Source organism: Marisediminitalea lipolytica, assembly GCF_001758465.1.
Classification (GTDB): Bacteria; Pseudomonadota; Gammaproteobacteria; order Enterobacterales; family Alteromonadaceae; genus Alteromonas; species Alteromonas lipolytica.
In genome coordinates this window covers 15693-28512 of the sequence record NZ_MJIC01000020.1, presented here as the reverse complement: position 1 = coordinate 28512, position 12820 = coordinate 15693, and the positions used below count along the sequence as shown (strand labels likewise).

Sequence of the window (12820 nt, the reverse complement as noted above, 5' to 3'; positions counted from 1 at the left end):
TCGCGACTAAAAACGGTAACTCAGGCCGAGATAGTAATTTCGGCCACTTACCGTTGTATTATAGGGGCGGCGGCTGGCATCGGAATACTGCATTTCCTGCTCGTTGGTCAGATTGGTCGCCTCCAGTCTTGTTTCCCAGTGATCGCTGATCTGATAAGCCAGCACGGCATCCAGATACAGGCTTTGTTCAAAGCCGGTTTCATCTTCATCCTGCTGGGTGTTGCCATCCACCCGGGCAATATAGCTGTCACGATAAGTCGCCGAAAACCGTAAACTCACTGCGTAGCCTTCAAGATAAACCGTAAGGTTAGCCAGCCAGGGCGATAAATAGGGCAGTTGCTTGGTTGAGAGCGCTTCACCGGTAATGTCGTTGTGATACCGAAGCGTCCCACGGGAATAACTCACATTGGCCGCAAAACCTAAATGATAAGCCCCGGTAGCAGGGACTAAGTGTGATAGCGGCACCTCAAACTGCAAGCTTGCCTCAAGCCCATAAAGTAACGCGCTTTCAGCATTGGTTGGCGTAACAACCTGAACCGTTGGAGCAGCCACAGTATCAGCCAATGCCAGAGGTGCTCTGGCTACGGTCATAGAATGGCTGGTAGAAACAATATAATCATCCAGCCATTTGCCAAACAGGGTCAGGGCATAGCGGTTGGTGTCACCAGGATAGCGCTCTACGGCTACATCGAGATTATAGGCAGAATAGGGTTTTAAATTAGGGTTAAACAGCCACAACAACTGATGTTGAGCATCATAGTGCGTCGGGGTGGCCAGAATTTCGAGTTCCGGTCGGCCAATATTTCGACTGGCGCTAAATCGGTAAACCGTGTCCTCTTGCCGGTAATTAATCGTCAGCGCTGGAAGCCAGTTCAGCTGTTGCAGCTTTGGTTTTGCGGTGGTCTGGTGATGGCGAATAGTGGTTTGGTCTGTCTCAAGGCGCAGGCCGCTCACGATTTGCCAGGCCGGTGATTGCCAGGCGTATTGTAAAAATCCTGCAACCCGCTGCTCCCGCACGCGGTTGTGCTCGGTAGTGCGGTTAAGTGGATCAACGTACTGAGAATAGTCCAGTCCGGCGGTGGTGACAGGCAGGTTAAAAGCGTTAAAAGTACTTACCGGATCCAGCGCCAGCCAGTCGACTCCGGGATGCGCTGTTAGCGGGAAGGCCGCCAGGCGCGGTATATCTGCGGGAATTGTGCCCTGTTGCCACTCGGTGAGCAGAATATCCTGTATATCCACATACGTCAGCGAGTTGTCAAAACTAGTAATATCCAAGCCCCAGCGCCAGCTTGACGTTGGTTGCCCGCTGTACTCAAGCTGATAACGGGCATTAAAAAAGGCCGTGGATGAGCGGTAGCTTTCGCTGTCCAGCTCATGCATTTGCCAAAAGTCTGCAGCCAACAGGGAGTCAGCGTAGTGCATATCGACAAAGTGGTAATCCCGGCGATAATCGATGCTGACATCTGTAGTGCCAAGCGTGTAAGCCTTTATGCTGCGCGGAATGTCATACCGTGCGTTCTCGACACCAAAAACACCGGTGCCGGTGAGTGCAGCAGAAAACTGATGCTCCGTGTTGACCACCCATTGCTGATAACGCGTAGCAACTTCCTGATAGCGACTTTCGGTTCCGACCCGGGCGTTTTCGTAGCGCGCAAATACCAGCTCGTTACGTTGGTTAATGGCGGCATCGGTGACGCGTGTTTCACCCTCGATTACCGGTGTGGAGTGGTAGCCGCGAGGGTATAAATGATTTTCTCGGCGCTCGCCGCTTAAACTACCATACAGCCAGTCGAGGGTGATATGACTGCTGTTGCCAAGGTATTCCAGCGAGGCTCCAATGCCAAGGCGCTCCATGTCACTGCGCCAGATAGAATAGCGGTTTCCTCGTGGTACCCATATCTGTTCTGCCTGCCAGTCTGCCTGCAGCGCTGGCGAAAGCCCGGTTATATCTGCGCCGTCGGGGGATATTTTACGCCACCTGAAGGTATTGGCGCCCATTTCCTGGGAGTCACGGCGACCATAAGAGGCCGAAAAAAGCGCCCCCCAGTTGCCCCGCGTTGATGACACCATGGTTGATAAGCGGTGTGACATATCCTCTGTGTACTGGTTGGTGCCTGCCTGTTGGGTCAGGGTCCATTGCAGTCCCGGCGTATCAAAGGGGTGGCTGGTTTTAAGCGCTGCGATACCGGCTAACCCCCCGGAAGGCTGATCCACTGAATAGCTTTTGATGACCTGAATCTCATTAAACAGATCGCTGGCAAACAGGTTCAGGTCAAACGAACGATCCCGGTGTTTTTGCAGGCGGCTGTCCATTGGCGAGTCATTATTGGCCAGTACCGGCATGCCGTTCAGAGTGACCAGAGTGAAATCCGGATTCAGGCCACGTAACACAATCTGACGCCCTTCACCGGCTTCCCGGGTTATCGACATACCGGCTATCCTTTGTAGGGATTCAGCCAGGTTGCGATCCGGATAAGAGGCCATATCCTGCGCCGCAATAAAATCGCTGAGCGATACGGATTGGCGTTTTTGTTGGCGGGAGCGATTCAGTGAGGCGCGAATGCCGTTTACCGCAACTTCTTCTATGATTGGCTGAACGTTGTCATCGGCGAGCGCTGAAATGACAATGCCCTGCTCAGTCAGCTGAAACGTCAGGCCTGTGTTATGGAGGGTTGCGGTTAATGCTTCGGCGAGGCTAAAAGTGCCGGAAAGTGGTGCGCTCTGGTATTTATCAATCCGTTTAACATTAATGATATAGGCTTTATTATACCGCTCGGCCAGCGATTTTAAGGCCTGCTTTAATGGTTGGGCTTTAAGATATAACGGATGACTAACCGTCGGTTGGCTGGCCCATGCAGAATCAGACGCCGACATCAGCAGAGCAACTGACCAGGCAATGCACGCCAGCCAACTCATTGCTTGTAGTGCCGTCTTCATGCTCAGTATCTGCGGCGTATTATAAAGTTACAGAGAGCTGATAATAGTCGTCCATCTCGGTCAGCGTTAAATCGTCCATGGCATTGAGTAACTGTAGAGCCTGCTCAGGCGCTTTAAGATTAAAGCGGCCTGATACGGGTAAGGTGGCATCGCCATTTATCCGAATCGGTTTTCGGATATGTCGGTTGAGGCGCATCACCAGCTCCATTAGCGCCTGATTGTTTACCTCTAACCAGCCGGTACGCCACTGCGGTAAGGCGGCATCGTCGAGCTTAAAGGTGCGTTGCCAGTGGCCGGCCTGTAATACTGCACCTTCACCTTTGTGCAGCATCAGGGTTTTACCCGCCCTTACGCTGACAATGCCTTCATAAACGCGGATCTCGGTTTTATCTGCCAGACGATCAATGTCAAACGCCGTACCCACAACCCTTACGCTGGCGTTACCCAGCTCCACGATAAAGGGGCGTTGGGGTTCGTGAGCAACATCGAAATAAGCCTGACCTGAGGTGAGACTGACTTCGCGTAAAGCCTCGTTGTGGTTGACCTCCAGCGTACTGTCGCCGTTCAGATAGACAATCGAGCCATCAACCAGATTAGCCGAACGGTTCTCGCCAATGGCGGTGCCAAAGTGTGCCTGCTGATTGTGCCAGCTTGCCGCCTGGGTTGGCACTGGCTGGGCCACAGGCGAGGAATTGTTAAGGCTGTCAGTTAAGGAGGGTAAAATTGCAAACATTGCCAGCGTAGCAGCGGTAGCCAGGGTGGCTTTGAGCCACACTGATTTTCGCAAACTCACTACGTTGGTTTGCGCCTGAATTTCTTGCTGGTGGAGTTGGCGGGCGGCCATTTGTATTTCGGGCTGACCAAGGGCTTTGGCCATACGATTAAACGCCTCGCGATTGTCGTTATCGTTTAACCAGCAGGCAAATGCCTGTTTATCCTGTTCGTTAAACTCATCAATGCGATCCAGCCAGTCGGCGGCTTGTTCTAATCGTTGCGACTCGGTCATGGTTGTGTGTGTGAGTGAGGCCATAATAAGTAGAATAGAATTTGTCGAAAACGGGGACATTAATTGTCCGGCGTCCAGCCTGCTTCTTCCAGTTTGAGGGTGAGTTCGGTCATGGCGCGGGTTAAATGTTTTTTAACCGCTTCCACACTTAGTCCAAGCTGAACGGCAATGTCATCGCGACTCAGACCTTCTACCCGGCGTAATAAAAAGACCTGCCGGCGCTGTGGTGACATCGACTCAATAATCGCGGCAATACAGCGGAGTTTTTGTTGCTGCTGATGGGCGTGCTCGGGGCCGTCATTAGCGGCTTCAAGATCGATAAGTTCGACCTCTACGGCATTGGGTGTGCGCTTGCGCTGAAAATCATACAGCACCGATTTGGCCACCGTAATCATATAGGCCAGCGGGCTTTCCAGCTCGGTAAAGCGTGCGCTTTTACCGGTACGCAGTAAGGTTTCCTGATAGATATCATCGGCCTGCGCTGCATCGTGGGTCAGACCATGAATAAAGGCTTTCAGCGATGCCTTTAATTGTTCTGAATCTGCAGTACTTAATCCCTGCCAGTTAATGTTCACACTGGATTGCATTACAACCGGTTCGTTTTTATGACAAAGGCGGCAAGATAACCTGTAATTGTGACACTACTATGGCAATGCGAAAACGGCATTTGCGATGGCGTCTAAGCTGAAAACCTTCGCGCTACGGCTGGATATGGCTGACCAGAAGATGTATTACAAGAAAGCGGCTCACTACCAGCAATCCGCTAACGGGTAGCAGATTCAGTCAGTTAAACGGGCGTTATGCAAACGGTGGCTAATCTGGCCCGCTCACTTACCATCGGCGAGAGATAACTGCTGCCGGCATATTTAGTGCGATAAGCGTTATCAATGCTGTCATTCATGTCTTCTGGGGCCGGTGCAAAATTAACATCGTAAACATTGCCCGCGGCATGGATCTGACCCGCCTTTTGTTGCAAGGCCGACTGATACCATCTTGAGCTGGTGCCACTGTATGCTCGCACATAAAGGTTTCCTTCTACCTGCACACACCAAATCCAGGTTGGCGTGCCAGTTGTCTTGCCATCGGCGCGAAAAGGGGCCACCTTCAAATCATCGGCCTCAACAATAGTGTCCAGCGTCGTTTTATCCCACATAAGTAAGCTCCTTTATCTTGTTTACTAACCATATTTGCGGGTGTTGTTAAAACCTATCAAGGTGACTGACGATGGTAAGCCGTAAATCAAAGATGAATGGAGCGAAGCCAGACTATAAACTAGCCGAATTGTCGATTGCGTTATAGATAATTATTAATAATATTTTAGAAATTATTTCTTTACCTTGGGTGGGATTAGCGATACAACTGCCCCGAAACTATCCCTTTATAAGGTAAATTATGGACGCCTTTATCGCCCAGTTTGAAAGTGCATTTCTAGCGGCTAAGCAAGCGGTATTAAGCCCGACCTTCATTTATCAGGTCATTGCTATTCTCTCTATTTACGTGCTGGCATGGCTGGTTTCGTCCAGTTTACGCAAGCAATTTAGCTGGACCAGAGAAGCGCCAGCAGAAGGCGCGCACGTTATCAAGCTCAAAATGTACCGGTTGGGCGGTACCTTATTTCCTATTTTTACCATTACGCTGCTTAAGCTGACTTCGGTGCTGGGTAAACAGTATCAGCTTGATGCCTGGTTGCTGGAAGTGGCCGTCGTAGTGGCCATCATGATTTTCCTTAATTCATTTATCCGTGCTTTTGTCGAAAGTAAGGGAATCGCTAATTTTTTACGCTGGGTGGGTTTGCCCATTGTCTTTCTGCATATGATAGACGTGCTACCCGCCGTTATAGATGCATTGGAAGCCATATCTATCAACATTGGTAATGTCAGTGTGTCGGCTTATGGCGTGGCAAGAGTAACTATATTTGGCATCCTGCTGTTTTGGCTGGGACGAGCCTCCAGTGTAATGGGTAAGGATATTATTCGTAATCACGAAAAGCTGGATGTCACCACCAAAGAGGTGTTCTCCAAGCTGTTTGAAGTGGTTTTATTCTGTGTGATATTCCTGCTTCTGCTGAATATTATGGGCATCAATCTTACTGCGCTGGCGGTATTTGGTGGTGCTCTGGGTGTGGGGCTTGGTCTGGGATTACAGTCCATTGCCTCTAACTTCATTTCAGGCATCATCATCCTGTTGGACCGTTCTTTAACCGTTGGCGATTTTGTAGAGCTTGATGACGGCAGCAAAGGCTTTGTGCGCGAATTTAAAATGCGCTACGCCGTACTGGAAACCTATGATGGTAAAGACATTCTGGTGCCCAATGAAAAGTTTATCAGTTCACTGCTGATTAACTGGACCCATAAGGATCCAAAGCAGCGTTATCGCATCGATTTTTCGGTGGCTTACAAAACCGATATTCGCGCCATGGTCGAAATACTAAAAGAGGCAGTCAGTGAGCATCCGCAGGTGATCAGCGGGCCGGACATTCCTTTTGAGGAGCGTCCGGATTGTGAAATAGACAGCTTTGGTGACTCGGGCGTTAACATGTTTGTCGAGTTTTGGATGGAAGGAATCGATGACGGTAAAAACCGCGTTGGCGGCGATTTATTGTTGATCGTTTTTGAAACCCTGCGGGAGCACAATATTGAGATTCCGTTCCCACAACGGGAGGTACGGGTGATCAACGAAGAAGCCATTTCATTGCGTAATACTACGCCATAGCTTTATGCGGCAAGGGGTTTACGCCCCTTTTTTGTTTTCAGCCCTAAACCACCTACTCCTGTATGTGGTTATCATTCATGGTAGGGCTTTGCCCGTACATGTAAGCTAGCAAAGTGGGATGTATATAGATTGTTGTCGGAGTCGCCGACACCGACCAGAGGGTGTGGTGCGACCCGGTGACTGTGAACCACTCTGGACTCCCCGCAGCCCTTATCAGTGAAAAGCGTCATCGTCCCTGGCAGAACAAACCAGACCGTCAATGACGGCACATCCCTGTGCCGCATCGACTGAATCCTCATCCATGATGATTCTTCTGGTTTGTTATGTATGCCAGCGACGACGACAGCACTGAAGAAGGGCACAAATATTGTCCTTTCTTCGATTGAGATAGAGCCCCTTTTAGGGGGGGAACGCAAAGCCACCTTCTTTATAAGGTGGATTCTTTACTAGTTAGTTTTAACGGGGGCCTGGTAGGCCGCCGTGCCCCAAAGGGGCACCGTGGATAAACTATGCTTGAAACTGCCGGAGGTTTCCTTGGTGGAATAAGCCAGATACATCAGGGTCTGATTCTGCGGATCAAAGATACGGCGGATTTTCATGTTTTTGAATAATACGCTTTTTGACTTTTTAAATACCACATCACCCGATTTGGATTTATCAATGGCGGCTATCATGGCGGCTGTGATATCGCCCGTTTGACGACAGGCAATAGAACTGTCTGAAGGATCGGCCAGACTTAGATCCGCTTCGATACTTGCTACATGGCAGGTGACGCCGGGGATCAGCGGGTCGCTGAACATGTCAATTTTGATGTCCTTGGTGGTAAATAACCCTAACGAGACGTCGCCGACTTCATTGCGGTCACAGCCGCTCAGCGCCAGTACACTCGTCACTATCAATAAGTACTTATTCATAAGATTCCTTAATCAGGTGCTCAATTGTTTACAGGGTACACCCTTGCGCAACGCTGCGGTATGTTTATCCCCGATACTTGATGTACAATAGTGTGATTAAACTTATTTATTATAACGCGCGTACTTAACCGCTCGTTATGGTTAGCAATCTAGGGATCCTTTATGCCATTACTCGACAGCTTCCGTGTTGATCACACTCGTATGCAGGCGCCAGCAGTGCGTATTGCAAAAAAAATGAATACGCCAAAGGGCGATCCGATTACGGTTTATGACCTGCGCTTTACCGTTCCAAATCAGGAAGCGTTGTCAGAAAAAGGCATCCACACACTGGAGCATTTATTTGCCGGCTTTATGCGCGATCACCTGAATGCGGCAGACGTAGAAATTATTGATATTTCGCCAATGGGCTGTCGAACCGGTTTTTACATGAGCCTGATTGGTACTCCGGAAGAAGAGCGCGTGGCTGCTGCCTGGGTGGCAGCAATGAACGACGTACTGAAGGTGCAGTCCGAGTCTGACATTCCAGAGCTTAACGAATACCAGTGTGGTACTTACAAAATGCACTCGCTGCAAGAAGCTCAGGAAATTGCCCAGAACGTACTGAATCGTAAGGTCGGTATTAACAGCAATGAAGAGCTCTATCTGAGTGATGAGTTCTTAGAACAATAAGCTAAACGAGACAGGGGCTGTGTTTTGATGAAGGCAGCCCTTATCTGACTTTTATCTTCCACCATTATCCGTTTTTTGCTCTTCATGCTTTGAGCCCATCAGGCGGCTCGCTATCAGACTACCCACCCCCAGTAAACCAGTTACCAAAGCAAATGATTGTGTTGGGTCATTAGTCTGCTCGGCAACCAGATAAGCCCCCAATGATGCGCCGGTTAAATGAAAAAAGCCTACCAGCGCGGCCAGAAAACCGGCTGAGGTTTTCGAAAACCCTAACATAATACTGACACTGCACGGCATGGCGACACCGATAACAAAAAACATCACATAGCTAAAGCACAGCAACAGTGGCAGAGTAGTAACGTTAAAATAGCCAATGGTAATAAACTGCAGGGCAGAGAGCATAAAAATCAGCAGACAGCTGACGCTAAACTTGCTGATGACAGAACTTGCCACCAGACGGATATTAACCAGGCTCCCCGCGACAAAGCAGGCTGTAGCTAACAGCGAATACACCGAAAAAACCGTTTTGCTCTGCTGGTGTTGACCAAGAATGATGGCCGGCGCCACAGTAACAAAGCAAAAAACGATGCCGTAAAGCAAACCACTGGCGACGCCAACCAGCAAGATTTTGTTGAACACGGACCTGATAAGCCCCAGTGTTTCGCCAAACACGTTTTGCTGTGTCGGCGCCACCTGTCTTACCGTAAACAGACTGAAAATTAATAGCAACAGAGTTAAAAACGCCAGCAAAGCGACAAAATAGAACAGGGCCGAAAGGCCAAAATAGTGCCCGATAACCGTTCCTATTACGGGTGATACCGCAGGGGCGATACCAAAGGCCACGTTAGTCAGGGAAAGAGAAATCGTCAGCTGTTGCTCACTAAACAGCTGCGTCGACAGCGCCCGGGTTACCGATACGCCCACACCGCCGCCAAGGCCCTGCACGATGCGTCCGAGCAGAAACTGCGACTCCGTCTGAGCCGTTGCAGCCAGCAGTGAACCAACGATAAAAACCAATAAGCCAACAACTAAAAAGGTGTGTTTTTTAAGGTAATCACAGCCCATACCTGAAAGTAGCTGAGAAATAGAAAAGGCGAGCAGAAAGGTCGCTACGCTCTTTTCTATAATTCGCAGTGACGTGTTGAACCCGTCGGCAAGGTCCGCAAAGAAAGGCGTGTAAATACTGGTTGAAATCTGCCCGAGTACAGACAGTAAAATAAATGTCAGCACTATCACGTAAAAACGATGAGTGGGCAATTCAGCGTGCATTATCTTGACCTGGGGCTTAGTTAACCGCGAATAAATAAACACTCAGCATATGCCTTGCGCATGACACTTCGGTGAAGGGCGTTGCTATTCATTAAAAAGCAATCAGCAAGGAATTTAAAAATATCGGTAGCAAGGGTTGCCAAATCATCTTAATCGTTTAAGATTGATTAAAGGTTAATTAAATGTTGTTTTTATGTGTGCGGTGTGAATTGGCGCTTTGGCGTTAAGTAAACCGGTATTACCAAGAATAAGAGTTGCATAAATGAAAGACTCACTAAAACCCCAGCTTAGTTTCTGGCAAATCTGGAACATGTGTTTCGGCTTTTTCGGTATTCAGTATGGCTTTGGCTTACAGCAAGCGAATTTAAGCCCGATATTCCGCTATCATGGCGCTGCAGAACACGAATTACCCATTCTCTGGTTAGCCGGTCCGGTAACCGGGTTATTAATTCAGCCGCTAATCGGGGCAATAAGCGATGGTACATGGACCCGCTTTGGTCGGCGAAAACCCTTCTTTTTGATGGGGGCGCTGGTAGGCTCGCTGGCGGTGATGTTTATGCCTTATGTGCCGGAATTATGGATGGTGGTAGGATTGTTCTGGATCCTTGATGCCGCCATGAACACAGCGATGGAACCCTACCGCGCACTGGTGGGTGACAAATTGAATCATCAGCAGCGTCCCTTTGGCTATGCTCTTCAGTCATTCATGATCGCTGCCGGGCAAATTCTGGCCGGATTAATGCCGTTAATTATGATAGCCGCTGGCGTATCGGCAGAAACGGACGGTAAAGCGATCCCTGAAATTGTTAAGTATTCCTTTGCCATTGGTGTGGTAGTGATCCTGCTTTCTGCCCTGTGGTCGTTTGCCCGAACGGAAGAGTACCCACCGGAAGATTTGGCAGCGTTTCATGCCAAACGGGAGCACAAAAGTCTTTCCCATGTGTTTACTGAACTGTGGGATGCTATCCGCGATATGCCAAAGTCACTGCGCGCCGCCTGGTGGGTAAAACTGGCCACCTGGTTTGGTTTACCTATGATGTGGCAGTACCTGGCGCTGTCGATAGCCCGCCATGTATACGATGCCCCTACGCCCGATAGCCCCGGATTTGCTGAAGGTACCGCACAGGTGGGTATGGCCTTCACTGTTATGAACGTGACCACCTTAATCATGGCCCTGTTTATCGCCAAAGTGGTGACCAGAATCGGTGATGCCAAAACCTATGCGCTGTTCTTATTGATTGGTGGTGTGGGCTATTTGTCTATGCAGCTGACCACCGACCTTTACACTACCTTTGTTTGTATGGCGCTGGTTGGGATTGGCTGGTCGGCGGTGATCACCGTGCCCTTTATTATTGCGGCTGATGTGACGCCAGCAGCAAGGGTTGGCGTGTATATGGGACTGCTGAATGCCATGATTTGTTTACCACAGATTATGGAAATGCTGTCAGTGGGGTATTTCTATGACTCATTGCTTGGCAGTGACCCCAGAAATGCGCTGGCGCTGACAGGTATTCTATTTGTGGTAGGGGCGGGTTTAGCCCTGCGGATTAACACCAAACCTGATCACCTGGCTAATCAGGAGAAGCAAGCATGAAATTAACAGAGATGAATCGTCAGTGGTGGAAAGAAGGGGTGGTTTATCAAATCTATCCTCGCAGTTTCCAGGACTCCAATGGTGATGGAATCGGTGATTTGCAGGGCATTATTCAGCGCCTTGATTACATTGCCTCTCTGGGCGTTGATATCGTCTGGTTAAATCCGGTTTACAAGTCGCCCAATAACGACAATGGCTACGATATCTCTGATTATCGCGACATAATGGATGAATTTGGCTCCATGTCGGATTTTGAGGAACTGCTGGCGGGGTTTCATGAACGTGGCATTAAAGTAGTTATGGATCTGGTGGTGAATCACTCCAGCAGCGAGCATGAGTGGTTTAAGCAGGCTCGTTCGTCACGGGACAATCCTTATCGCGATTACTATCACTGGTGGCCGGCAGAAAAAGGCACGCCGCCAGAGCGTTGGTCATTCTTTGATGAAGAGGGCAGTGCCTGGGCCTATGATGAGCAAACCGATGCTTACTATCTGCATTATTTTGATAAAACCCAGCCAGACCTGAACTGGGAAAACCCCAAATTGCGCGCAGAAATTTTCGACATGATGCACTTCTGGTTTAAAAAGGGTATCGACGGTTTCCGCATGGATGTCATCACGTTTATTTCTAAGCATGACGATTATCCGGTATTTCATGGCGTGCACGGCGACAAGATGATTGATGTTTACGCTCAGGGGCCACGCTTACACCAGTTCCTGCAAGAGATGAACCGCGAGGTACTGCAACACTATGACATCATGACCGTGGCCGAAGGGCCGGGCACCAACCTGAATAATATTCATGACCTGGTGGATGAAGACCGCCAGGAGCTCAACATGAACTATCACTTTGAGCATGTTGAGCTGGGCGTTGATCCGCGCAAGATTGTGAACCAGGACTTTCAGAATCTGGTGAAATACAAACAAATCATGAGTGCATGGGCTACTACCTTCGACGAAAAAGGCTGGGGAACACAATGGCATACCAACCATGATTTTCCGCGCCAGGTGACCTGGTTTGGCGATGATAGCCCGGAATATCGGGTCCAGTCATCCAAGTTGTTAAGCACCTTTTTGCTGACCATGCGCGGCACGCCCTATTACTACATGGGCGATGAGATTGGCATGACCAACGCGAAGTTTGACAGCATTGATGACTACGACGATTTGATGACCATCAACTGGTATAACTTAACCAAAGCCGAAGGCGGCGATGCCGAGGCGTTGTTAGAATCGCACAAGCTTAGTGGCCGGGATAATGCCCGCACGCCAATCCAGTGGGATAATACCGCTAATGCTGGCTTTACCACCGGTAAACCCTGGCTCAAAGTCACCAGCAACTACCCGGAAATAAACGTGGCGGCCCAGCAAAACGATCCGGACTCGCCATTAAATTACTTCCGCAAACTTACCCGTTTACGCAAGGAGCATTTAACCCTGGTATATGGTGCCTACGAGCTGCTATTGCCGGATGACAAGCATATTTATGCGTATACCCGTAAGCTGGACGATAATGTGATACTGGTGTTGCTCAACTATTCCAGTGAGCGTCAGGAAGTGGTTCTGAATGACGCTTTGATCAGCGGCGAGGTACTTATTAATAACTATGCAGCGCTTGAGTCGACAGCCTGCGGATATCAGCTTCAGCCCTGGCAAGCAGTGGTGTTGCAGATTAAATAGACGTAAAGCAACATCCTCAGTGGCATCAGGCTATTGGTGC

At 49.5% G+C, this 12820-nt stretch carries 10 protein-coding genes; 4 read left to right on the top strand and 6 right to left on the bottom strand.

The features are described 5' to 3' along the window. Positions 1-6 precede the first annotated feature (6 nt). The 4 genes from BFC17_RS21175 to BFC17_RS21160 all read right to left on the bottom strand — a co-directional run bounded on the left by BFC17_RS21175 (position 7) and on the right by BFC17_RS21160 (position 5096). Positions 7-2937 carry a TonB-dependent receptor gene (locus BFC17_RS21175; RefSeq protein ID WP_083271887.1) on the bottom strand — a complete coding sequence of 977 codons (2931 nt, stop codon included), beginning with the start codon at positions 2935-2937 and terminating at the stop codon, positions 7-9. 19 nt (positions 2938-2956) lie between these two features. Further along, positions 2957-4003 carry a FecR family protein gene (locus tag BFC17_RS21170; RefSeq protein WP_070178522.1) on the bottom strand — a complete coding sequence of 349 codons (1047 nt, stop codon included), beginning with the start codon at positions 4001-4003 and terminating at the stop codon, positions 2957-2959. Further along, positions 4003-4530 (bottom strand): RNA polymerase sigma factor, encoded by a 528-nt coding sequence (locus tag BFC17_RS21165; protein ID WP_083271886.1) that lies wholly within the window; start codon positions 4528-4530, stop codon positions 4003-4005. The genes BFC17_RS21170 and BFC17_RS21165 overlap by 1 nt, the downstream gene beginning before the upstream one ends. A gap of 200 nt (positions 4531-4730) precedes the next feature. Next, a complete protein-coding gene (locus tag BFC17_RS21160) occupies positions 4731-5096 on the bottom strand; it encodes a DUF2255 family protein (protein WP_070178521.1) in 366 nt (121 codons plus the stop codon). Between the two features lie 239 nt (positions 5097-5335). On the opposite strand from BFC17_RS21160, the gene BFC17_RS21155 reads away from it, so the two are divergent. After that, positions 5336-6655, top strand: a complete 1320-nt coding sequence (locus tag BFC17_RS21155; RefSeq protein ID WP_070178520.1) for a mechanosensitive ion channel family protein — start codon at positions 5336-5338, stop codon at positions 6653-6655. 446 nt (positions 6656-7101) lie between these two features. On the opposite strand, the gene BFC17_RS21150 is transcribed toward BFC17_RS21155, so the two are convergent. After that, entirely contained in the window at positions 7102-7569 is a 468-nt protein-coding gene (locus BFC17_RS21150; protein ID WP_070178519.1) for a CreA family protein, read from the bottom strand. A 162-nt stretch (positions 7570-7731) separates the two neighbouring features. Between BFC17_RS21150 and luxS the strand changes: the two genes are divergently transcribed. Then, on the top strand, positions 7732-8238 hold the full coding sequence (luxS, locus tag BFC17_RS21145) for an S-ribosylhomocysteine lyase (protein WP_070178518.1): 507 nt from the start codon (positions 7732-7734) through the stop codon (positions 8236-8238). Positions 8239-8289: 51 nt separating this feature from the next. On the opposite strand, the gene BFC17_RS21140 is transcribed toward luxS, so the two are convergent. Next, the gene (locus tag BFC17_RS21140; protein ID WP_070178517.1) at positions 8290-9507 is read right to left on the bottom strand and encodes an MFS transporter; all 1218 of its coding nucleotides are present in this window, start codon (positions 9505-9507) and stop codon (positions 8290-8292) included. Positions 9508-9769: 262 nt separating this feature from the next. Here BFC17_RS21140 and BFC17_RS21135 point away from each other — a divergent pair, with 262 nt between their 5' ends. Beyond that, on the top strand, positions 9770-11101 hold the full coding sequence (locus BFC17_RS21135; RefSeq protein WP_070178516.1) for an MFS transporter: 1332 nt from the start codon (positions 9770-9772) through the stop codon (positions 11099-11101). Further along, positions 11098-12780, top strand: coding sequence for a glycoside hydrolase family 13 protein (locus tag BFC17_RS21130; protein ID WP_070178515.1), 1683 nt, complete (start codon positions 11098-11100; stop codon positions 12778-12780). The genes BFC17_RS21135 and BFC17_RS21130 overlap by 4 nt, the downstream gene beginning before the upstream one ends. Positions 12781-12820: the final 40 nt, after the last annotated feature.

Bases quoted from the DNA above. Each gene is read 5' to 3' on its own strand.
- BFC17_RS21140 (WP_070178517.1), bottom strand. From the start codon at position 9,507: ATGCACGCTGAATTGCCCACTCATCGTTTTTACGTGATAGTGCTGACA.
- BFC17_RS21165 (WP_083271886.1), bottom strand. From the start codon at position 4,530: ATGCAATCCAGTGTGAACATTAACTGGCAGGGATTAAGTACTGCAGAT.
- BFC17_RS21170 (WP_070178522.1), bottom strand. From the start codon at position 4,003: ATGTCCCCGTTTTCGACAAATTCTATTCTACTTATTATGGCCTCACTC.
- BFC17_RS21130 (WP_070178515.1), top strand. From the start codon at position 11,098: ATGAAATTAACAGAGATGAATCGTCAGTGGTGGAAAGAAGGGGTGGTT.
- BFC17_RS21175 (WP_083271887.1), bottom strand. From the start codon at position 2,937: ATGAAGACGGCACTACAAGCAATGAGTTGGCTGGCGTGCATTGCCTGG.
- BFC17_RS21150 (WP_070178519.1), bottom strand. From the start codon at position 7,569: ATGAATAAGTACTTATTGATAGTGACGAGTGTACTGGCGCTGAGCGGC.
- BFC17_RS21135 (WP_070178516.1), top strand. From the start codon at position 9,770: ATGAAAGACTCACTAAAACCCCAGCTTAGTTTCTGGCAAATCTGGAAC.
- luxS (WP_070178518.1), top strand. From the start codon at position 7,732: ATGCCATTACTCGACAGCTTCCGTGTTGATCACACTCGTATGCAGGCG.
- BFC17_RS21160 (WP_070178521.1), bottom strand. From the start codon at position 5,096: ATGTGGGATAAAACGACGCTGGACACTATTGTTGAGGCCGATGATTTG.
- BFC17_RS21155 (WP_070178520.1), top strand. From the start codon at position 5,336: ATGGACGCCTTTATCGCCCAGTTTGAAAGTGCATTTCTAGCGGCTAAG.